The following is a 22,474-nucleotide window of genomic DNA, read 5'->3' as shown; positions in this document are numbered from 1 at the left end:
TATGAAGCTATTAAAAAACAATAGTACTATCGCTTTCAGTTATTCTTGTAAAAAAATAATTTTGTCATTTTGGATAGTAATATCCTGCTCTATTTACGGGCAGGATAATTCCAAAAAGAATATTGCTGAAGCAGAGTATGAAAGGTGGGGCAAATTAGAAAACAGAGCTATTTCCCAAAAGGGAAACTGGATATCATTTGATATGCAGTACAGCAATGGTTCAAATACATTATTTGTAAAACATACAGAGAAAAATATTGGATTCAGTTTTCCACAAGGGACACAAGGCAAATTTGGTGGTGAAATTGCATTTGGTGCCTTTCAAGGAGATAAAGTAATAGTAACCAACTTAGAAAATACTGAAAACATTAGTATATCAAATTGTACTGCTTTTGAATTTGCAAATAGTGGAAAAATTATTGTGAGCTATTCCAATGATGGGGAATTAATCTTGAGAACAATAAAAAACAAAGAAATCATCCGTGTTCCAAATGTAACAGAATACCAATTGGACCAGCTTAATAATATCCTGACTTATCTCACTAGCCATGAAGGGAAAAGTAGTTTTGGAACAATAGAGCTTCGGACAAACCAAAAAACAGAATATCACACAACGCAAAACAAATTATCTGGTCTAACATTAGCAGAATATGGAAAAGGTGTTTTTTGGCTCGAAGAAGGCATCAACGGGAAATACACAAAACTGAACTTCTACAAAACCCAAGAAAATAGTATTCAAACCTTTGAACCAAAATCATTCTTAAATTTTCCAGAAAAGCATGAAATTGTTACCACAAAATCTTTCAAAATTTCAAGTGATGGTAAAAGGGTATTTTTTGGAATCGCAAAACTCAAAGAAGAAGCAACACCAAAAAAAGACGAAGTCGAGGTTTGGGATACAGAAGATTTATGGATTTATCCAAAAGCACACAGGGAAAATCTTGAGGGTTACTCCACTTTATCGGTTTGGTTTATTGAAGAAAATAGGTGGAATACGATTACAAATAAAGAACTTCCTTTTGTACAGCTTAACGGCAGTAAATCAGTTGCATTACTTTACAATCCCACTGCATATGCACCTCATTTTAAGCGCTATGGTGAGGTTGACTATTTCTTGTACAATCTGGCTGATGGTACCAAAAAGCTATTTTTAGAAAAGCAACCTGGTGAAAATTACTTATTGTCTTTTTCTCCAAATGGAGCGTACATATGCTATTTTAAAGATAAAAATTGGTGGCTGTACAATATAAAAACACAATCGACGGTGTCAATTGTGCCACCTACAGGTTCCGAATGGGTTTCAAATGATTTAAAGTACATAACAAGACCACATGTTTTTGGAATGAAAGGATGGAGTGATAATGGAGAATACCTTTTGGTACAAGATGAGTTTGATATTTTTAAATTTGATATAAAAACAAGTAAACTAAAACGCATTACAAATGGACGAGAAAGCGGTACTCACTTCACTGTAGATGGTTCAAACATCAAGCAAATAGGAAATGATAATTACAATGGTTGGGCATTAACTGAAATTAATGCGACTAATAATTTAATCGTTTCATCAGGAAATGCGGCTACTAAAGCACAACAATTCAAATTAATTTCGACTTCTAACGCTTTAATTCCAGTAGCAAACAATGATACAAAATCAGATGAATTGCGCAGAGCCAATAATGAAGTCTATGTCTATCGAGAACAATCACACGATCAGTCTCCAAAAATTGTATCATTTAAAAACGGTGTAAATAAAGTTCTCTTTGAAAGCAATACCCATGATAAAAACTTTAATCAAGGAAAGGTAGAATTAATTTCATTTTCGAATTCAAAAGGAGACAAACTGCAAGGTTTATTATATTATCCGGTAAATTATGAAGTAGGTAAAAAATATCCGATGATAATCAATGTGTACTCACAAATCACTAACTCATTGCATGAATATTGCATTCCGACTTTATACAACGATACCGGTTTTAATGTGAAACATTTTGTGCAACGGAATTATTTTGTACTAATGCCAGATGTGAAATATTATGAAGGAGAAACCGGAAATAGTGCACTGGATTGTGTTGTTGCTGCAAACAATGCAGTTGTAAAAACAGGAATGATTGACACCAAGCGAATTGGTTTGATAGGGCATTCTTTCGGAGGTTATGAAACAAATTACATTATTACAAAATCGAAAATTTTTGCAGCTGCAGTATCGGGTGCAGCAATTTCAGACATAGTTAGTTGGTATTTTAGTAACTCAAAAAGTCTAAAAATCCCAGAATTATGGCGAAGTGAATCGCAACAATGGAGAATAGGAAAATCTATTTTTGAAGACAAAGAGTTGTATCTAACAAATTCACCTATACTTTATGCAGATAATGTTACTACACCATTACTTTCTTGGGTTGGTAAAATGGAGACTAATTTACCCTACGAACAGAGTTTACTTTTTTATAATGCATTGAGGAGAGCCAAGAAAAAGAATGTTTTATTGGTATATCCAAAAGACCAGCATGTAATTGTAATCAAGGAGAATAAAATGGACCTTACAAAACGAATTACAGATTGGTTTGACCAATATTTAAAGGAATAAAAAAATAAGTGCAGTTTGAAAAAACTGCACTTATTCGTTAATCGTAAATCCATTTAGAATATTAATAAAACGCCGACTTTGGAGGCGTTTTCCAGCCCCCTGCAAGGGCAAGTGGTTTTGAGCTGCGGAAAGTATTTCAAGCAGCTCAAAACACAACTTGCTATTTTCCTGCGAAAATATTATTGGATATGGTTTTAATGGAAAGGGCTTGAGGCCCTTTTTTTATTGTAATGGTTATAAAGTAATTTATTTTAAAGATATATCTAAATAAATCGGATCCTTCTCATACGGCAGTGTTATTGTTTAAGCCAGCAGACTGCGGAGAGTTATATGATGCAATAATTGAGTTGTATCTTAAAATATTTTCTTTAAAGAAAAGGCTCAAGTATGCAGGGATGCAAGTAAGCAAGCATGAGGAAATACAGGCATTCAAGTATACAAGTATACAAGTATACAAGTATACAAGTATACAAGTATGCAGGGATTCAAGTATGCAAGCATGCAAGTATGTTGGACTGCAGGCTTGCAGGTATTCAGGTGTGCAAGCCTGCAGGTATTTGCCTATTTGCATAAGTGTTTTTAAAAGCATAAAATGTAAAAATGCTTTTATGGTTTTTCCGGAAACTTTGCGATTTTATTTCAGACAAACCTTGAAAAGATAATTGAGCCTCACAAAACCAATAAAAATATCTTTTCCAAAGAAAACCGAAAATCGGAAAAAAGAAAAAGAAAGCAATTTCAAAGGACGGGATGCAGACAGGACAAAAGGAAACGGAATAAGTCCCGAAGGGTGGTTTGTGAGGAACGAGCAAACCATTATGCCGTAGTCTTTTGGACAGACTGATCCAGCACGTCCTACCTTTTTTTTCTTTTTATTATTTCTTTGGGCAAAATATAAAGTCCAAGCCTTACAAAGTCTGACATGCCATGCCAATCAAAGACTTAAAATGCCGAAATGAAGAATGTATAAGTCTGATAATTACCTTTTGCCTGAAAGTAAAATATCATGAAAAAAGATAAGCATAAAGATAAAGCACCGAAAAAAAAGAAAAAACCACTATTAACTCCAAAACGGGAAGAGGAAAAAAAGAGGAAAATTAAAAAAAAGGATGATAGAAAGAAAATTCCATTTATACAGGTAGACAGGGGTGGAAACATTTTAAGCAATTTCTTCTCTAATTTTCTCAGCCAGTTTAAAAACCCAACAAAAACCGGGCTGGGCAAACTATTAGATAAGCTATTGGTTATTAAAATTAAGGAAAGTGAAAAGAAGCCAGTACAGAAGCCTGAAAAACCTTTGGATATAATGGGGTCTGTAAAAACTGTTTTTCGTTATGTAAACAATGATAGCAGGAACAATTTAACTCCAAGCGAAAAAGAATCATTGAGACAGCGTACAAACCAGCCACTTAATATTGGCATTAAGACGGAACAAAGCAAAGATCAGGAATTAAACAAACCAAGAAAAACCCGTTTAGGGATTTAGGTATTCACTAAATCCAGCTGTAGGGTTTATCTTTACGGTTAAGATAGCAGTACATCTCTTCCTTTTTAAGTTCAGGAAACAATTTTAAAGCCTTGTCAATGGCATAATTTGGAAGAAAATAAATTTCGTCACGAATCGCTTTCACCACCTTTTCAAAGCCGTAGAAACGAACAATTTCGTCGATTTCTTCTTTTCCTCCACGCTCTACTATACGGGCAATAATAGTTTTATAGGCTCTCTCAAAGTCCATTGCATCTATGTCGAAATCCCAAAAAAATACTGGGTTTAGATTTGGGATTGCCTTATTTTTTTTAACTCGTGCCATGAAATAAATATACGATTTTTTAACTTCTTATTCAAACGCTTAGCTTCTAAATCCACGTCCTTTATTGGGTGGAGGAATTTGATTTTTTGATTCAGAAAATAAAATTGAAGGATTAAAAACTGCTTTTTTTAGTCGCTGGGTTATTTTGTTCCAATTGGTTTCTTTGCCTTTCAGGAGTTTGACTTTTTCTTCTTTGTCTATATTCCTCTTATTCATTAATGCAAGAGCAGCCAGTCTTGGATTTACATTATATTTGTTTTGGTATGTTTCTAAATAGGTTTTAAGGGAATGGTGTTCCAAAAGAAAATACATGTCAACAAAGTCTTTTATCCTTGTGCCGTTTTGGAAAATCGCATGAAGCTTCATAGCGCCGATGTCATGTAAAGATGCCAGACGTACACCTTCTTCAGTCCGAATTGGTTCCTGCCACAGATATCGGTGGGCAATGATATCTACCTTAACCAGGCCTATATCTAAAAGCATGGTGTTCTCAAGGATCTCCCTGATTTTTACCGGATGTTGATCTTTGAGATGGGTTAGCATTGCCAGCTCATCAAAATCTCTAATTGTAAACAGGTCAATATCTATGCTTAGCCGATGGCCTATCATAAGGCTAAGAGCCGTGCCTCCAACAAGGCTGAAGTCTTTCAATTTTTCATCTTTCATAAGCTTCTGGAGAAGTTCCCACATCTCCTTGGTGACTGTTTCTTTGTAGAGCATAATTTCACGTTTCTCATGAAATTAATCCCGAAAGCGAGGCACTCTTAGAAAGGGTCCTGTCGTGGCTTTATTTGACGGAAGTTGTCCTTAAGGCGAAAATCAATATGCGGAAATAATAAGCCAAATGCTTCCAAATTCTGCAATATCCAGAAGTCATTACTAATGATAAAGTATATTGGTTTTAAAATTCTTTAGACGAAACCAGTAAAAATGGTTATGGAAGACAACGGCAAAACCACCCCGCATAAAGGAGGCAGGCATCCCAAGAAAGATCCCGCCGTTCACCGCTATTCTATAAGCCTTAGTGCTGAGGAAAATGCACGATTCCTTTCTCTCTATGAAGCTTCACGCATGGATGTAATGGCCCATTTTATTACGGCATGTGTTTTCCAAAAAGGAATTACGACCGTAATGGTTGACAAGGCAACCATGGATTACTATATGCGCCTGACCACCCTATTCGGACAGTTCAGGACTGTAGGAACCAATTATAACCAAGTGGTAAAAATACTGTACCGCAATTTTTCTGAAAAGAAAGCCGCAGCCTATCTCTATAAATTGGAAAAACAGACAGCAGAAATGGCGGTATTGTGTCAAAAAATCATTCTACTAACCCAGGAATTTGAAGCAAAATACCTAAAAAAATGATAGCGAAAATCGGAAGAGGCAGCAATCTGTATGGTGCTTTGGTGTACAATCAGCTTAAAGTGGAAAAAGATAATGGACAGATTTTGTATACCAATAAGATAATTCAAACCCCCGATGGCAGTTTTGCCACCAGTCAACTGTTGCGTTCTTTTGAACCGTACCTGCTGGCCAACCGAAAGACTGAAAAATCAATATTACATATCTCTCTCAATCCTGATCCGAAGGATAAAGTAAGTGATGAACAATTTGAAAAGCTGGCGCAAAAGTATATGCAGAAAATGGGTTACGCTGAACAGCCTTTTGTGGTATTCAAGCATACAGATATTGAGCGGACCCATATTCATATCGTATCAGTTTGTGTGGATGAAAATGGCAGGAAAATATCGGATAAATTTGAAAAAAGACATTCGATGAATGTCTGTCGGGAATTGGAAAAACAATTCTCCTTGATATCGGCTATCGAGAAAAAGCAAAATCCACAAAATCAAATATTCAAACCAGTTGATTATAAGGCTGGAGATATAAAGAGCCAGATGGCTTCGGTAATCCGTAATTTACCAAAGTACTACAAATTTGAGGGTTTCGGAACCTACAATGCCCTGCTTTCCCTTTTCAATATTACCGCCGAAGAAGTCAAGGGCGAATTTAATGGAATCCCAAAACAAGGACTGGTATATTTTGCAATAAATGAAAAGGGAGAAAAAGCAAGCAATCCCTTTAAGGCTTCGCTGTTCGGTAAACAGGCAGGATATTTTCAGCTTCAACAACACTATGCCCAGTCCAAAGAATTGTTGAAAAATGAGCCATCCAAAGCTTTGCTTAAGACAACCATTGAGATGTGCTTGCAGACGGCATCGAATGAAAAAGAATTCAAAAAACGGTTGTTGGAACGAGGTATTAATACCGTTGTCAGACGAAATACGCAAGGCAGAGTTTATGGAATAACGTTTATTGACCATAGTACAAAATCCGTGTGGAATGGTTCGCAATTAGGTAAAAACCTTTCGGCTAACGTTTTCAATGAATGGTGGAATAATGGCAATAAAATGGAGCAACCTATACAGGGAAATCTTGCTTCAAAAAACAATGCCACTATAGATGAAGATATCAAAGAACCAAACAAGCTGTTTGACTTTTTGGTTAAGGAAGATCTGTCCAATAGCCACGATGAAAACAGCCTTATTGAAGTCTTTGGAGGGTTATTATCTAATACAAAAGGAGATGACTATGATGAAGGATTATTTGCCAACCAAATGAAAAAGAAAGCCAGACGCAAAAAAAGATAGTGCCTACTATCAATTTTAATCGCCAGCCTTTTTGTTGATTCACGACAAAGGAGTGATTCATCAAATTGGCTGTACCAACTATTTTTAAAAACAAAGACTGTCCCGACAATAAGGAGGGACTGTCTTTGTTTTTTTATAACTGTTTTTAATATTGCTTTGAGACTAAGGCAGCCAAAGAGTTCCTCGGTGAGACTGTATTTACTCTTAAGCCATCTATGGTATTAAATTCATCTGCAGTTTAAAAATTATTGTTTTACCAAAAGTAAAAGGAGGTACAAAAATGAAACAGAAATTTATCAAACAGACTGATGTAGAAGAATATATCTCAAAAAATTATGAAGATATAGAGCGGGAACAAGAACAAAAATTCGTAAATTTAATGATTGAAATTATTGTGTCATTAACATTGAAAGAATTATATGAAGAGGGCGATTAGATATTTAAGATTTAGTCAATTAGGGCAAAGTAATGGCTCGATTGAAAGACAGGAATTGTATACCGATCAATACCTGCAATATAATAATATACAGTTGGTGGATTCGTTCATTGACAGAGGTAAAAGTGCCAAGACTTTTGACCGTCCAGATTTTATAAAATTACAGGTATTCATTGCCAAGCATTATAAATCGGTGGACTACCTTCTTGTAGACCAGCTTGACCGCTTTAGCAGGGATGCTGGTGAAGCTATGAGTTTGGTCAAACAATTCCAAAAAAAATACAGTATTCAGATTATCAGCGTGACCGAAGGGATCGTTTTTGATTATGATACACCGGGAAGCTTTTTCCGAGCAGGCCTACAATTGTTGCTAGCTGAAGAAGACAATATCAACAGGAGTATAAAAGTGCGTGGCGGACTCTATACAGCCCGTGCAAAAGAAGGTCGTTTCCTTACTAGAGAAAAACCTTTCGGCTACAGCAAGGTTGGAGAAGGAAAACAGCGCCACCTTGAAGTAAATGAGATAGAAGCTAAAATTGTCAAAATAATCTATGATATGTATCTGCGTGATGTGCCGTTATATAAAATCAAAGAAATAGCTTATCAATCAGGTTTTGACAGGAAAGGCAACATGGCTATTGATCGTGTGCTTGCAAATCCTGTTTATGCAGGGCTTGTAAGGGTTGAACCGTTCAAAGATCTGCCGGGAGGTCTTTTTCCAGCCATTCATGAGCCAATAGTTGATAAGACAACATGGACAATGGTGCAATCTAAAATGAAGAAAGTTGATAAAGTAAAGGTAGTTATCGATGATGAAATACCGCTACGGGGCGTTGTAAAATGCCATTGTGGAACTCCGCTTACTGGTGCGCCTTCTCGTGGTAAATCTGGAAAATACTTCTACTATTATAAGTGCAAGCATTCAAAGCATAACAACATTAGTGCTATCAAAGCACATGAGCAATTTTTAAACGTCTGCGATCTCATGAGCGTTCCCGAAAGGAAGATTAAGGAGATAAGAGATGGCAGTTACGCCTCAATTGAACAGGAAGTAAAGGCAAACAAGAAAAAAGTAGCAGACAAAAAACATGAGCTGGAGGAAATACTGCAGCTATTAAATGCAGTAGAAGAAAAATGGTTTAGGGACGAGATAAACAAGGATACCTACGAAAGATGGTATTCAACCTACAGTGACCATATATTGACCCTTAAGGCAGCAATAGAAAGGCTTAGCCCAAATCAAGGAAAGGCCTTCAAGATTTTAGACCGTAATCTGGATATATTGGGTGATATTAAACATGCCTACACGAGGTCAGATACTTTACAAAAGCGTGAGTTTGTAAACATGGTGTTCAATGGTAACTTATACTACCAAGAGGGTATATATCGAACACCTACAATTTTAGATATATTTTCTCATAATGCCAGTAAAATGGAGGAAAAGGGATGTCTTATATACAAAAAAAAGAGGGAAAACCTTTCGGTAATCCCTCACAGTGGGCGATGAGGGGTTCGAACCCCCGACCCCCTCGGTGTAAACGAGGTGCTCTGAACCAGCTGAGCTAATCGCCCTAGTACAATTTGGCTACTTTCATTTCCTTATTGCGAGTGCAAATATACAGCTAGAATTCATATCTGCAAGCAGAATTGTAAAAAAAATCAATAAAATATTAACATCATTTGCTTTAACGCTCTATTATAGCACTTTATGCTAAGCATGAAACTCTAGTATTTTTTTGTATTGATTCGTTATAGTCTTACATTTGTGACATAAACAATAGATAATGGCCAGGTTCAAAGAAAACGATTTACCAAAATCAAAAATTACTGCAAGTTCACTCCAAAAAGCAACTGTAATATTTCAATATGCAGGAAATCACCGTTGGAAATTTTATGTAGGTTTAATTTTTTTATTATTCACAGGAGCGACTGCTCTTGCTTTTCCTAAATTAATGGGAATGCTTATCGATTGTGTAAAAAACAAAGATAACTCTCAGGCTAATATGATCGCAGGTGGACTAATTATAATCTTATTTCTACAATCGATTTTTTCGTTTTTTAGACTGTATTTATTTGTCAATTTCACTGAAAATACATTGGCTAATCTTAGAGTAGCACTTTACAGTAATTTGGTAAAACTGCCAATGTCTTTCTTTTCGCAAAAGCGTGTGGGGGAATTAAACAGCCGAATCAGTTCTGATATAACACAAATACAAGATACTTTAACATCAACCATAGCCGAATTTTTAAGACAATTTATTCTAATCATTGGTGGCGTACTTTTATTGGCAAACGAAAGTATCAAATTGACATTATTGATGTTATCAGTAGTTCCGCTTGTCGCTGTTGCCGCTGTCATTTTTGGAAGATTCATCAGGAAATATTCAAAAAATGTTCAAGATAAAGTTGCCGAAAGTCAAGTAATTGTTGAAGAAACCATGCAAGGCATCAGTATTGTCAAGGCTTTCGCCAATGAGTGGTACGAAATTGCCCGTTACAACGGAAAAATAAAAGAAGTCGTTAAAATTGCCATTAAAGGGGGAAAATACCGAGGCTACTTTGCTTCATTCATTATCTTCTGTCTTTTTGGAGCTATAGTAGCCGTAGTTTGGTACGGTGTTCGATTGAGTATCAGCGGAGAAATGAGCGTGGGACAATTGATTTCTTTCGTATTGTATTCCACATTTGTAGGTGCTTCTTTTGGAGGAATCGCGGAGCTTTATGCCCAAATCCAAAAAGCAATTGGAGCAACGGAACGTGTTTTTGAATTATTAGATGAAACTCCTGAAAAAATTAATTCCATTCAAAATACTGCTGAAGCCCAGAAGATAAAAGGTAATGTTACCTTCAAAAATGTTGCGTTCAGTTATCATTCGAGAAAAGAAATCAAAGTATTGAAAGACGTCAGTTTTACGGCTAATTTTGGTCAAAAAATAGCTATTGTGGGCCCGAGTGGAACCGGAAAATCCACTATTGCTTCACTTCTATTACGTTTTTATAATATTGATGAAGGAGAAATATTGGTTGACGGAAAAAATATTTATGATTTTGATTTAGAAAGTCTTCGTGGAAACATGAGTATTGTACCGCAAGATGTGATATTATTTGGAGGAACCATCAGAGAGAATATTGCTTATGGAAAACCAAATGCCACCGAAGAAGAAATTGTTACCGCTTCAAAACAAGCTAATGCTTATAATTTTATCGAAAGTTTCCCTGAAAAATTTGAAACTATTGTGGGAGAAAGAGGCATTAAACTTTCCGGAGGACAAAGACAACGTATTGCAATTGCGAGAGCATTATTGAAAAACCCAAGTATTTTGATTCTGGATGAAGCCACATCATCATTAGACAGTGAAAGTGAAAAACTAGTTCAAGAAGCCTTAGAGATTTTAATGGAAGGAAGAACCAGCATCATTATTGCTCACCGACTTTCAACCATTCGAAGCGCAGATCAAATTTTGGTTTTAGACAAAGGAAAAATTACAGAACAAGGAACACATCAAGAATTAATAGCTTTAGAAAATGGTATTTATAAAAATTTAAGTAATCTGCAGTTTAGCAACTCTTAAATTTCAGTAGTAATTTGACATAAAAAAACTCCATTCAATAAAGCTGAATGGAGTTTTTTATGAAATTTTTTATAGATTCTAATATAACTTAATACTAAAATCTAAACACTGACCACTTTCCTACTTCCCTTTTCTTCTATTGCGTTCTGTTTTGATCAATGTCAATTCACGACTCGTTTGTCCGGCTACCGAAGTATTTTCTTCAGCACGACGAATTAAGTACGGCATCACATCTTTTACAGGGCCAAAAGGCAAGTATTTAGCGACATTGTATCCATGAGCAGCTAGATTGTAACTGATATTGTCACTCATTCCGTACAATTGACCAAACCAGATTCTGTCATCGTTAGTTTTAATTCCTTTTTCTTGCATTAATTCCATCAACGTATAGGTACTTAACTCATTGTGGGTTCCTGCAAAAATAGACATGGTATCTAAATGATCAATCATATAGCGAACTGCGGCATCATAATTTTCATCTGTTGCTTCTTTTGAAGCACATATTGGCGATGGATATCCTTTTTCTTCCGCACGTGCAATTTCTTTTTCCATGTAAGCGCCACGAACTAATTTCATTCCAATGAAGAATCCGTCTTTTTTGGCTAGTTCGTGTAATTTTTTCAAGTAATCCAAACGATCCCAACGGTACATTTGCAATGTATTGAAAACAATTGCTTTTTCTTTATTGTATTTACGCATCATTTCGGTAACTAAATCATCCGCTGCGTCTTGCATCCAACTTTCTTCTCCATCAATCAACAAGGCAACATTTTTTGCATGAGCATCTTTACAGACTAAATCAAAACGGGCCACTACTCTATTCCATTCTGCTTGTTCTTCTGGAGTTAACGTTTGTTTTTCTCCCAATTTCTCATACAATTCAAAACGACCAAAACCGGTTGGTTTAAAAACTGCAAAAGGAATCGCTTGGCGTTCTTTGGCAAATTCAATGGTTTTTAAAGTCATTTCAAGCGCAGCATCAAACTGCTCTTCTTCCTCTTTTCCTTCTACAGAATAATCTAAAACAGATGAAACTCCTTTAGTGTACATTTTATCAACTACAGAAAGACAGTCCACTTCATTTACTCCACCACAGAAATGGTCAAAAACCGTAGCTCGTATTAAACCTTCCACCGGAAGATTCGCTTTTAGGGCAAAATTAGTAACCGCAGTTCCTATTCGAACTAGAGGCTGATTATCAATCATTTTGAAAAGAAAATAAGCTCTATCAAGTTCCGTATCACTTTTTAATGAAAATGCAACTTGAGTATTATTGAATATTTTTTCCATTATTTGTTAAATTTTTGTACAAATATAGACAGAGTTTTGAATATTATTTAGCAAAAATTGTCTTATTTTGCGGTTCCAATTAATCAATACAGATGCAATCAATTCAAGCCAACAGTTATCCGATTCATTTCAACGAAAAAGGATATGAAGCCTTAAACCTTCATTTGACAGAAAATAAGTATTCCAAACTTTTTATTATTGTAGACAGTAATACAAATGAGTTTTGTATACCAAAATTTCTTCCTTTTTTAGAAACCGATCTTACTATTGAAATTATTGAATTTGATGCCGGTGAAGAAAATAAAAACATTGAGACTTGCGTCCAAATTTGGAATGTATTAACAGAACTTGGTGCTGACAGAAAAAGTCTTGTAATTAATCTGGGTGGTGGCGTTGTTACAGATCTAGGTGGTTTTGTTGCTTCAACATTCAAGCGCGGAGTTGATTTTATTCACATTCCTACTACGCTACTATCTATGGTTGATGCATCTGTAGGTGGGAAAAATGGGGTTGATTTAGGAAATTTAAAAAACCAAATTGGTGTTATAAATGTTCCAATAATGGTACTTATCGATACGCAATATCTTGAAACGGTACCGCAAAATGAAATGCGTTCAGGTCTTGCGGAAATGTTAAAACACGGTTTAATATATGATAAGGAATATTGGGAACAATTCTTGGATTTAAAATCCATAGATTTTGCTGATTTTGATACACTAATCTATCGTTCTGTCGAAATAAAAAATGAAATTGTAATACAAGATCCTACTGAGAAAAATATCCGAAAATCATTGAATTTTGGCCACACATTGGGTCATGCCATTGAAAGTTATTTTCTGGAAAATGAAAATAAAACTACTTTATTACACGGAGAAGCGATTGCCGTTGGGATGATATTAGAAAGTTACATTTCATTACATAAGAACCTAATCAGTCAAGAAGAGTATTCTCAAATAAAATCATGCATAAAGTCTAAATATGACGATATCATTTTTGAGGAAAACGACATCGAACCTATCTTAGATTTACTGATTCACGACAAAAAAAATGAGTATGGTAACATTCAGTTTGCTTTGATAGAAGGTATCGGAAAAATAAAAATCAATCAATCGGTTGAAAATGAATTAATTCTTGAAGCGTTTCAAGATTATAAATCTTAATTATTTTTTATAAAAAGGATTGCATTGCGTATATAATATTTTTTACATTTGCACCAATGAAAAAAAGTCAAAACAAGCGAAATTATAGTTCTAATAAAACCCGAAACAATATGTCTTTTCTGAGAATATTGAAGCGGTTTTATTCTATTAAAGGAAACTTCAGTTTTGACATTTTCCAATACATGAAAGCAGAAAACGAGAAGCTTCAAATCGTTTATGCAAATATCAGAGTTTGAATTTTAGATTAAATTGCATACACTATTTTAATCTATAATTCTAAAATATAATGAATACAAAATATTCTGATTTAATAAATCAAACCTATTACTTTCCACAAGAAGAATTTACTTTAAACAAAGATAATCTTCAGTTTCACAATATTGATTTGATGAAACTAGTAGAGAAATATGGTACTCCATTAAAATTTACTTATTTACCTCAAATTTCCAACAACATTAACAAAGCCAAAAGCTGGTTTCGTAAATCAATGGAAAAAAACAAGTATGAGGCTAAATATTACTATTGCTATTGTACAAAAAGTTCTCATTTTGAATATATAATGAATGAAGCTTTTAAGAATAACATCCATATTGAAACGTCATCTGCTTTTGACATTAATATTGTTGAAAATTTATTGGCAAACGGTAAAATAAATAAAAGCACGTATGTAATTTGTAATGGTTTCAAAAGAGACCAATATATTGAGAACATAGCGCGACTTATTAATACTGGTCATAAAAATACGATTCCAATTATTGATAATTATGAAGAACTTGATTTGCTTCAAGGTCAGATAAAAAATAAATTCAAAATAGGAATTAGAATTGCCGCAGAAGAAGAGCCTAAATTTGAGTTTTATACTTCTAGATTGGGAATTGGATACAAAAATATTGTTCCGTTTTACAAAAAGGAAATCAAAGAAAATAAGAAATTGGAACTGAAAATGTTGCACTTTTTTATCAATACAGGTATCAATGACAATGCCTACTACTGGAATGAATTAGTAAAATGTATCAAGGTTTATGTGGCATTGAAAAAAGAATGCCCCACTCTTGACGGATTAAATATTGGTGGAGGTTTTCCAATAAAAAACTCCTTGGCATTTGAATATGATTATCAATATATGATTGATGAAATCATCAATCAGATAAAAATAGCTTGCGATGAAGCCGAAGTTGATGTTCCAAATATTTTTACTGAATTTGGTTCATACACAGTAGGTGAAAGCGGCGGAGCTATTTACCAGATATTGTATCAAAAACAACAAAATGACAGAGAAAAGTGGAACATGATTGACTCTTCATTCATCACTACTTTACCAGATACTTGGGCAATTAACAAACGTTTTATCATGCTGGCAGTAAATCGTTGGAATGATGCGTACGAAAGGGTTTTATTGGGCGGAATGACTTGTGATAGCGATGATTATTACAACTCAGAACAAAACATGAATGCTATTTATTTGCCAAAGTATAATAAAGAAAAACCATTATATATTGGATTCTTTAATACGGGTGCCTATCAAGAAACAATTGGTGGATACGGAGGTTTACATCACTGCCTTATTCCACAGCCGAAACATATATTGATAGACAGAGATGAGAACGGATTTTTGGCAACTGAGGTATTCTCGGAACAACAAACCTCTGAAGATGTCTTGAAAATATTAGGTTACGACAAGAAAAAATAAATTCACAATAATTCAATTAGTCAATTTAAAAATTCGTTAAATTTGAAATACTATTTCTAATGTAATGATTTTTAAATATTTAAATTTTAAAAAATGAGCAAAGGACCAATCAGTCAGTTTATTGAAAAGCATTATTTGCATTTTAATTCTGCATCTTTAGTTGACGCAGCTAAGGCTTACGAACAACAATTAGCCAATGGTGCAAAAATGATGGTGAGCATGGCTGGAGCTATGAGTACAGCAGAGATTGGAAAGATTTTTTCCGAGATAATCCGTCAGGACAAAGTTCATATTATTTCTTGTACTGGTGCAAATCTTGAAGAAGACATCATGAATTTAGTAGCTCATTCTCATTACGAAAGAGTGCCAAATTATCGTGATTTGACCCCTCAGGACGAATGGGATTTATTAGAAAGAGGTTTAAATCGTGTTACAGATACTTGTATTCCTGAGCACGAAGCATTCCGTCGTTTGCAAAAGCATATTTACAAAATCTGGAAAGATGCTGATGATAAAGGCGAAAGATATTTTCCGCATGAATTTATGTACAAAATGTTACTTTCAGGTGTTCTTGAAGAATATTATGAAATTGACTTAAAAGACAGCTGGATGTATGCAGCTGCTGAGAAAAATTTACCTATTATTGTACCGGGATGGGAAGATAGCACAATGGGAAACATATTTGCATCGTATGTAATTAAAGGAGATTTAAAAGCTTCTACAATGAAATCTGGTATCGAATATATGGTTTTCTTGTCTGACTGGTATCCAAAAAACAGTACTAACGGTGTAGGTTTCTTTCAAATTGGTGGTGGTATTGCTGGGGATTTTCCAATATGTGTGGTACCAATGTTGTACCAAGATATGGAAATGCATGACATTCCATTTTGGAGCTATTTCTGTCAGATTTCAGATTCAACAACCAGTTATGGTTCGTATTCTGGAGCGGTACCAAATGAAAAAATAACTTGGGGTAAATTAGATATTAAAACCCCTAAGTTTATTATTGAGTCGGATGCTACCATTGTAGCACCTTTAATTTTCGCTTATTTATTAGATTTATAGAATATTTTTATGAAGAGAGTAATTGTTGATTACGCAAAACTTACCAATGAAATTTTAAACCTATTGGTGGATAAATTTCCAGATGGTTATGATGATTCAAACATTATAAGTTTTAGAAACGCTAAAAATGAATTAGTTGAAGCAGTTGAAGTACGAACTGAAGACACTATTTATTTAGTAAAAGTGAGCACTAAACTTGCTGATAGAATTGAAAATTATGATGAAGATGATGAAATAATCTTAGACGATGTTGTTGAACCAATCAAAGGTCTTGATTTAGATGACGATATTGATGATGACGATGATGAAGACGCTATCGACAAACCAGATTCTGATTCAGGAGATGATGAGGACGATGACGATTCAGACGAAAAAGATTTCTCAGATGAAGACGATGACGAAGATGAGGATTAATTAATCCCATTTAAATATATTTATAAAAAGGAACTCATTCACGAGTTCCTTTTTTTATAACTTTAGACCTCTAAATATAAGCCACAATGACCCCTCAAATTTTATATGCCAAACTAAAGGAAAACTTTGGTTTTGAAAAATTCAGACCCAATCAGGAAGAAATAATAAACTGTATTCTTTCCGGACAAGATACATTGGCAATTATGCCTACAGGTGGTGGGAAATCAATTTGTTTTCAGTTGCCAGCATTACTTTTTCCCGGAATTACAATCGTAATTTCTCCACTTATCGCTTTGATGAAAGATCAAGTTGATGGTCTAAAAGCCAATGGAATTGAAGCCTGTTACATCAACAGCAGTCAAACCGAAGAGGAACGACAATTTTATATAGAACGCTTAAAATCGAATACGATTAAGCTCGTTTACATTGCTCCGGAAAGCTTGTCTTTTCTAGACAATATTTTCAACAGTTTAACCATAAGTCTTATTGCAATTGACGAAGCACATTGCATTTCATCTTGGGGACATGACTTCAGACCAGCATACACAAATCTTGGATATCTAAAAAATCGCTTCCCTTCTACTCCAATCTTAGCTTTAACTGCAACTGCTGATAAAGCTACACGTAAAGATATTAGCGAACAATTAAATCTTAAAAATCCAAAACTATTTGTAGCTTCTTTTGATCGAAAAAATTTAAGTTTAGAAGTTCGTCCCGCTTTAGACAGAGTCAAACAAATAATAGATTTCATCCAAGAAAAACCAAACGAATCTGGAATTGTATATTGCTTAAGCAGAAAAACCACCGAAGAACTGGCCGAAAAATTACAAAAAATTGGCATTAGTGCTAAAGCCTATCACGCCGGTTTAGACAATAAAATTCGCTCGAAAACACAAGATGAATTTATCAATGATGATTGCAAAGTGGTATGTGCAACCATTGCTTTTGGGATGGGAATTGATAAATCAAATGTTCGTTGGGTGATTCACTATAACTTGCCGAAAAACATTGAAGGTTATTATCAGGAAATTGGTCGTGCAGGTCGCGATGGTTTACCATCAGAAACCGTATTGTTCGAAAGTTATGGTGATGTGATTCAATTGCAAAAATTTGCTTCTCAAGGTTTAAACGCCGAAGTACAACTTGCCAAACTGGAGCGAATGAAACAATATGCCGATGCATTAAGTTGTCGCAGAAAAATATTGCTTTCCTATTTTGGCGAACTCGTTACAGAGAATTGTGGAAATTGTGATATCTGTAAAAATCCGCCGCTTTTTTTCGATGGAACCATAATTGCTCAAAAAGCATTATCGGCAATTATTCGGTTACAGGAAACCGAACCACTGCCTGTAATTATTGACTTTTTACGCGGTTCTAAAAATGCTTATATTTATGAAAAAGAATACCAAAACCTAAAAACGTATGGTGTTGGTGTTGATCTTTCATGGTATGACTGGAATCAATATTTAATACAATTGATAAATCTGGGCTATTGTGAAATTGCTTTTCATAAGCAAAATAAAATTCGACTTACTTCTTTAGCTAAAAAAGTATTGTTTGAAGGTGAAAAAGTACAACTGACGACGGTTCAGAAAATCAATATCGAGAAGCAAGAAATCAAAGAAACGAAAAGCAAAACAGTAGCTAATTCACTTTTTGAAACCTTACGGAAATTACGTTATGAAATTTCTAAAGAAGAGTCCGTTCCGGCTTATGTAATTTTCAGTGATGCGGCTTTGCGCCAAATGGAAACCGAAAGACCGATGAGTGATACTGAATTACTCGCAATTGATGGTGTTGGTAAAGCAAAACTGGAAAAACATGGTGATGCTTTTATAAAAGTTATTCAAGATTTCCAAAAAGCAAAAGGAACTAAAAAGAAAAAAGAAGCCACAACCTACAAAGAAACATTGGAACTTTTTAAAAATGGATTGACTGTTGGGGAAATTGCTCAAAAAAGAAAATTAGGATTAAGTACCATTATGTCTCATCTAGCAAAACTATATGTTGACGGAGCTGATATAGATTTAGATTCGTTTATCTCAAAAGAAGAAGTTTCGCAAATTGCCGAAGCGCAAATAAAACTGGAATCACCTAATGCCTTGAAACCCTATTTTGATTATTTTGAAGAAAAAATAGATTATGGTAAAATCCGATTAGCATTAGCAGTAATAGAAAAAGAGAATGCTGTACTTTAATTCATTTATATGATACAATCCTTTCCTCCTTTTGTAAATTCTCAAACCAAAATTTTGATTTTAGGAACTATGCCTGGCATTGCATCACTGGAAAAACAGGAGTATTATGCACATAAAAGAAATCATTTCTGGAAAATAATGTACACATTGCTGGATAATTTACCGATATCTGAAATCTTCAAAGAAAAGATACAATTACTCCAAGCAAACAACATTGGGCTTTGGGATGTTTAGAAAATTGCGAAAGAAAAGGGAGCTTGGACATCCATATCAAAAATCAAAAAGAAAATGATTTTGAAACATTATTCAAAGAATTCCCCGGAATCACTACAATCATGTTTAACGGAAAAGAAAGTCATAAATACTTTCTGAAAAAATTTGGACAAATAAAAGGCATCACGTATTATGTAATGCCTTCCACTAGTCCTGCAAATACAATGACTTTTGAAAACAAGCTGAAAATTTGGTCAACCGGTTTTCAATAAATTATAAATACCTTTCCTGAAAAACCTTTTGATGGTGTTTTTGATGCCCAATCATAATAAAACCGATGGCACGAACCGACACAGCTGCATTCGAAGCCATTCCAACTCTCTTTAATTGTTCGTCTGATAAACTTTTAAAAAGAAACAAATTCGAATGTCGCACAGCTGAAAATTCAGTTAGCAAATCTTGAATACTTCTATTGGTAGCTTGAGTATTGTTTACATAATCATTTTCATCAAATCCTGGCAAAGGCGTTTGGTCATTTCGGGAAATACGCAAGGCACGATACGCAAAAATACGCTCGGTATCGATTACATGCTGAATAATTTCTTTGATATCCCACTTCCCTTCCGCATATCTATAATCAAATTTATCCATTGGGATATTTTGAACAAAACGGATAAAATCATGCAATGAAATTTCTAATTCTTCTATCAAATTTACGTCTCCCAAAGCGTTTACATAAGGAGAATAAAAAGGTGCATATTCATTCGATGGCAATTCTGTTGACTTCATTATTTTATCGTTTAAGCGGAGTTTCTACTCGCGTTTGTATTTCCAAAAAGAGAACGAGTAACAATTTTTTCGTACACTTTAATTAAAGCTTCATCTGGTTGAGCCTCTTTGTTTAATTCATTTATTCGCAATAAAGCATATTGCTGTATTGTCAACAATGGCAATACAATACGCTCTCTTATTTGTATTGATGCTTTACCATCAGGATAGTTTTCCATTAACTCTTTATGACCAGCAATTTTCAAAAGCAATCGTTTTGTTTCTAAGAATTCGTCATAAATAATTTGCCAAAAAGCACCAAATTGAGGATCTTTTTTCATGTAAGCTGTCAGTGGGAAAAATGATTTAGCCAAAGACATCATACTGTTTTCTAACAAGGTTTTAAAGAACAATGAATTATCATATAAGTCCTGAACTTTACTCCATTGATTTGTATCCTCAAAATGTTTTAGCGCGGTACCTACACCAAAAAATCCGGGTACATTTTGCTTCAACTGGCTCCAAGAACCCACAAAAGGAATCGCACGTAAATCAGCGAAATCTAAATGTTCTGACTTACTTCTTTTAGAAGGTCGGCTTCCAATATTCGTTTTAGCGTAATATTTCAACGTACTCATTTGTTCCAAATACGGAATAAATTTTGGATGGTTTTTGAAACTCAAATACTTTTCATAACCAAATCCTGCCAATTGATCCAATATGTTTTTTTCGTCCAAGGTCAATTCATTTTGTCCTTTGCTAAAAACCTGATTGGTTACACCGGCACTTAATAAATTCTCCAAGTTATAACGACAGGAATCTAAAGTTCCAAAATTAGAACTAATCGTTTGTCCTTGAACTGTTACCTGAATTTCATTGTTTTCAATATTTGGACCCAATGAAGCATAGAATTTATGTGTTTTTCCACCACCACGGGCTGGAGGTCCACCACGACCATCAAAGAAAATTGCTTTTACACCATATTTTCTGGAAATCGCAGTAAGTTCTTCTTTTGCCTTATAAATACTCCAATTCGCCATTAAATAGCCTCCGTCTTTTGTTCCGTCAGAGAAACCAAGCATTATGGTTTGTTTGTTATTTCTACTGGCTAAATGTGCCGCATAAGTTGGATTGGTGTACAATTTTTCCATGATTTCATGCGCGTTTTGCAAATCATCAACCGATTCAAAAAGCGGAATAATATCAACCGGGGGATTCTCCCAATTACTCAAACGGAATAACGCAAAGGTTTCCATAACATTTAGCGCGCTTTCATTATTGCTAATTATATAGCGGTTGGCGCCAAATTCACCATTATTTTCCTGAATTATTTTAATCGCCTGAATAGATTCGATTGTCAAACGAGTCATCTCATTCGGAAAAACAGCCGCATCAAGATTTCCGCTTACATTTGATAAGACCTTTAGCTTATCTTCTTCTTTTAATTCAAAATAATTTTTTGGAAAAACATCAGGATTTGTTTTGAGATAAAATTCAACAACATCATTAAACACAGCATCGTGAATTTTACTATTCTGACGAATATCTAAAGATGCAAAATGAAACCCAAATAAATTTACTTTTATAAGAAGCGCGTCCAATTCATCTAAATATAACGATTGATGTTGATCAATAACAATTTGTTTTATTTTACTCAACTGCGATTTAAATTCGTCAAGAGTAATGAAAATTTCTCCTTTGGAATAAAACACAGACCTATAAAGTTTTTGTTCAAGTTCAGTAACCAAAGTATCTACTCCAGAGAAAGTTAGTTTTCTTTTCAAATCCCTCATTTCGATGTAATAACATTTTAAAATCGAAGTTCTCAAGCGTTCCGCTACTTTCAAAGTTATTTCGGTTGTTACAAAAGGATTCCCATCACGATCACCACCGGGCCAAAAACCAAGTTTAATCAAAGGATTTTTTATAGAGTTTCCGTTAAAAATATTTTTTTGAAGATAGTGCACCATCTCACCGGAAGTATGATAAAATACATTTTCAAGATACCATATCAAACTTACTGCTTCATCAAAAGGATTAGGTTTTTCGTTTTGAATAAAGGGAGTTTTACCTAATTGAGCCAGTAATTGCTTAATGTCAAGCAGGTTATTTTTTCGAATCGCTTCTGTTAAATCATTGATAATTCCAAGCACAGCTCCAGGATAAAACTGTGTAGGATGCGCAGTCAAAACCGTTCTAACATTGAAATCTTCCAGAAAATCGACCAATTCGTCTTCTTTATCTTTTGCATCTGACTTCTCCTTAATATCCCTCAAAGATCCTCTTCCCTCCATATTATTAACAACCGGGAAAGCAGCATCTTCAATGGCATCAAACAAAACAATCTGACGTTCTATATATTGAATAAAACGAAACATAATATCAATTTTCTCTGATTCTGAAGCATTATGTAAATACCTTTCAGCAAAAAAATCAACTATCTCTTTAGGTGTTTCTTGTTTTTTGAATCCTGTATCACAAATATCTGTAAATAAAGGCAGTAAAGCTCCTGTGTTGTCTATAGATTGAAAGGGCAATGTAATAAACACACTATTGTAAATGTTGTATTTAGAAAGAACATCCTGGTTGAAACGTTCAATTTTAGGTAATGTGTACATA

Annotated in this window: 17 protein-coding genes, 1 tRNA gene and 1 pseudogene; 13 read left to right on the top strand and 6 right to left on the bottom strand. The window is 34.5% G+C overall.

The window, feature by feature from the left end:
- The first annotated feature begins 1 nt into the window (after position 1).
- Together ACNQF8_RS14960 and ACNQF8_RS14955 are read left to right on the top strand one after the other, a co-directional pair.
- Positions 2-2,584, top strand: coding sequence for a S9 family peptidase (locus ACNQF8_RS14960; protein ID WP_417953875.1), 2,583 nt, complete (start codon positions 2-4; stop codon positions 2,582-2,584).
- Between the two features lie 1,006 nt (positions 2,585-3,590).
- The gene (locus tag ACNQF8_RS14955) at positions 3,591-4,070 is read left to right on the top strand and encodes a hypothetical protein (protein WP_417953874.1); all 480 of its coding nucleotides are present in this window, start codon (positions 3,591-3,593) and stop codon (positions 4,068-4,070) included.
- 7 nt (positions 4,071-4,077) lie between these two features.
- On the opposite strand, the gene ACNQF8_RS14950 is transcribed toward ACNQF8_RS14955, so the two are convergent.
- Together ACNQF8_RS14950 and ACNQF8_RS14945 are read right to left on the bottom strand one after the other, a co-directional pair.
- Positions 4,078-4,395 carry a DUF6922 domain-containing protein gene (locus ACNQF8_RS14950; protein WP_417953873.1) on the bottom strand — a complete coding sequence of 106 codons (318 nt, stop codon included), beginning with the start codon at positions 4,393-4,395 and terminating at the stop codon, positions 4,078-4,080.
- 39 nt (positions 4,396-4,434) lie between these two features.
- Entirely contained in the window at positions 4,435-5,115 is a 681-nt protein-coding gene (locus ACNQF8_RS14945; RefSeq protein ID WP_417953872.1) for a nucleotidyl transferase AbiEii/AbiGii toxin family protein, read from the bottom strand.
- Positions 5,116-5,331: 216 nt separating this feature from the next.
- Here ACNQF8_RS14945 and mobA point away from each other — a divergent pair, with 216 nt between their 5' ends.
- The 4 genes from mobA (at position 5,332) to ACNQF8_RS14925 (ending at position 8,992) form a co-directional block, all read left to right on the top strand.
- Entirely contained in the window at positions 5,332-5,763 is a 432-nt protein-coding gene (gene mobA, locus ACNQF8_RS14940) for a conjugal transfer protein MobA (protein WP_417953870.1), read from the top strand.
- Positions 5,760-7,049: a conjugal transfer protein MobB gene (mobB, locus tag ACNQF8_RS14935; RefSeq protein ID WP_417953868.1), complete on the top strand. Its 1,290-nt coding sequence runs from the start codon at positions 5,760-5,762 to the stop codon at positions 7,047-7,049. Before mobA ends, mobB begins: the two co-directional genes overlap by 4 nt.
- A gap of 280 nt (positions 7,050-7,329) precedes the next feature.
- Positions 7,330-7,485 carry a hypothetical protein gene (locus tag ACNQF8_RS14930; protein WP_196854069.1) on the top strand — a complete coding sequence of 52 codons (156 nt, stop codon included), beginning with the start codon at positions 7,330-7,332 and terminating at the stop codon, positions 7,483-7,485.
- Positions 7,469-8,992, top strand: a complete 1,524-nt coding sequence (locus ACNQF8_RS14925) for a recombinase family protein (protein ID WP_417953866.1) — start codon at positions 7,469-7,471, stop codon at positions 8,990-8,992. The genes ACNQF8_RS14930 and ACNQF8_RS14925 overlap by 17 nt, the downstream gene beginning before the upstream one ends.
- Here the strand turns inward: ACNQF8_RS14925 and ACNQF8_RS14920 are convergent.
- Positions 8,983-9,057 (bottom strand) — tRNA-Val (locus tag ACNQF8_RS14920). The genes ACNQF8_RS14925 and ACNQF8_RS14920 overlap by 10 nt on opposite strands.
- Positions 9,058-9,269: 212 nt before the next feature.
- Between ACNQF8_RS14920 and ACNQF8_RS14915 the strand changes: the two genes are divergently transcribed.
- Complete coding sequence (locus ACNQF8_RS14915) at positions 9,270-11,057, top strand: ABC transporter ATP-binding protein (protein WP_315209754.1); 1,788 nt, start codon at positions 9,270-9,272, stop codon at positions 11,055-11,057.
- Between the two features lie 120 nt (positions 11,058-11,177).
- Here the strand turns inward: ACNQF8_RS14915 and ACNQF8_RS14910 are convergent, their stop codons facing one another.
- Positions 11,178-12,347: a proline dehydrogenase family protein gene (locus ACNQF8_RS14910; RefSeq protein ID WP_417952415.1), complete on the bottom strand. Its 1,170-nt coding sequence runs from the start codon at positions 12,345-12,347 to the stop codon at positions 11,178-11,180.
- A gap of 92 nt (positions 12,348-12,439) precedes the next feature.
- On the opposite strand from ACNQF8_RS14910, the gene aroB reads away from it, so the two are divergent.
- The 6 genes and pseudogenes from aroB (at position 12,440) to ACNQF8_RS14880 (ending at position 19,359) form a co-directional block, all read left to right on the top strand.
- Positions 12,440-13,507, top strand: a complete 1,068-nt coding sequence (gene aroB / locus ACNQF8_RS14905) for a 3-dehydroquinate synthase (RefSeq protein WP_417952414.1) — start codon at positions 12,440-12,442, stop codon at positions 13,505-13,507.
- A gap of 286 nt (positions 13,508-13,793) precedes the next feature.
- Positions 13,794-15,197 carry a type III PLP-dependent enzyme domain-containing protein gene (locus ACNQF8_RS14900; protein ID WP_315209746.1) on the top strand — a complete coding sequence of 468 codons (1,404 nt, stop codon included), beginning with the start codon at positions 13,794-13,796 and terminating at the stop codon, positions 15,195-15,197.
- A gap of 93 nt (positions 15,198-15,290) precedes the next feature.
- The gene (locus tag ACNQF8_RS14895) at positions 15,291-16,262 is read left to right on the top strand and encodes a deoxyhypusine synthase family protein (RefSeq protein WP_073208830.1); all 972 of its coding nucleotides are present in this window, start codon (positions 15,291-15,293) and stop codon (positions 16,260-16,262) included.
- A 9-nt stretch (positions 16,263-16,271) separates the two neighbouring features.
- A complete protein-coding gene (locus ACNQF8_RS14890) occupies positions 16,272-16,676 on the top strand; it encodes a DNA primase (RefSeq protein ID WP_417952413.1) in 405 nt (134 codons plus the stop codon).
- Positions 16,677-16,762: 86 nt separating this feature from the next.
- A complete protein-coding gene (recQ, locus tag ACNQF8_RS14885) occupies positions 16,763-18,874 on the top strand; it encodes a DNA helicase RecQ (RefSeq protein ID WP_417953865.1) in 2,112 nt (703 codons plus the stop codon).
- A gap of 9 nt (positions 18,875-18,883) precedes the next feature.
- A pseudogene (locus ACNQF8_RS14880) lies at positions 18,884-19,359 on the top strand (DNA-deoxyinosine glycosylase).
- A 1-nt stretch (position 19,360) separates the two neighbouring features.
- Here ACNQF8_RS14880 and ACNQF8_RS14875 read toward each other — a convergent pair.
- Both ACNQF8_RS14875 and ACNQF8_RS14870 read right to left on the bottom strand, forming a co-directional pair.
- Positions 19,361-19,876 carry a DinB family protein gene (locus tag ACNQF8_RS14875; RefSeq protein WP_417952410.1) on the bottom strand — a complete coding sequence of 172 codons (516 nt, stop codon included), beginning with the start codon at positions 19,874-19,876 and terminating at the stop codon, positions 19,361-19,363.
- Positions 19,877-19,887: 11 nt separating this feature from the next.
- Entirely contained in the window at positions 19,888-22,473 is a 2,586-nt protein-coding gene (locus tag ACNQF8_RS14870; protein ID WP_417953863.1) for a phosphoenolpyruvate carboxylase, read from the bottom strand.
- Position 22,474 lies beyond the last annotated feature (1 nt).

This window comes from Flavobacterium labens (genome assembly GCF_048286755.1).
In the GTDB taxonomy this organism is placed as follows: domain Bacteria; phylum Bacteroidota; class Bacteroidia; order Flavobacteriales; family Flavobacteriaceae; genus Flavobacterium.
The sequence above is the reverse complement of the archived record's forward strand: the minus strand, read 5'-3'. Positions and strand labels throughout refer to the sequence as shown.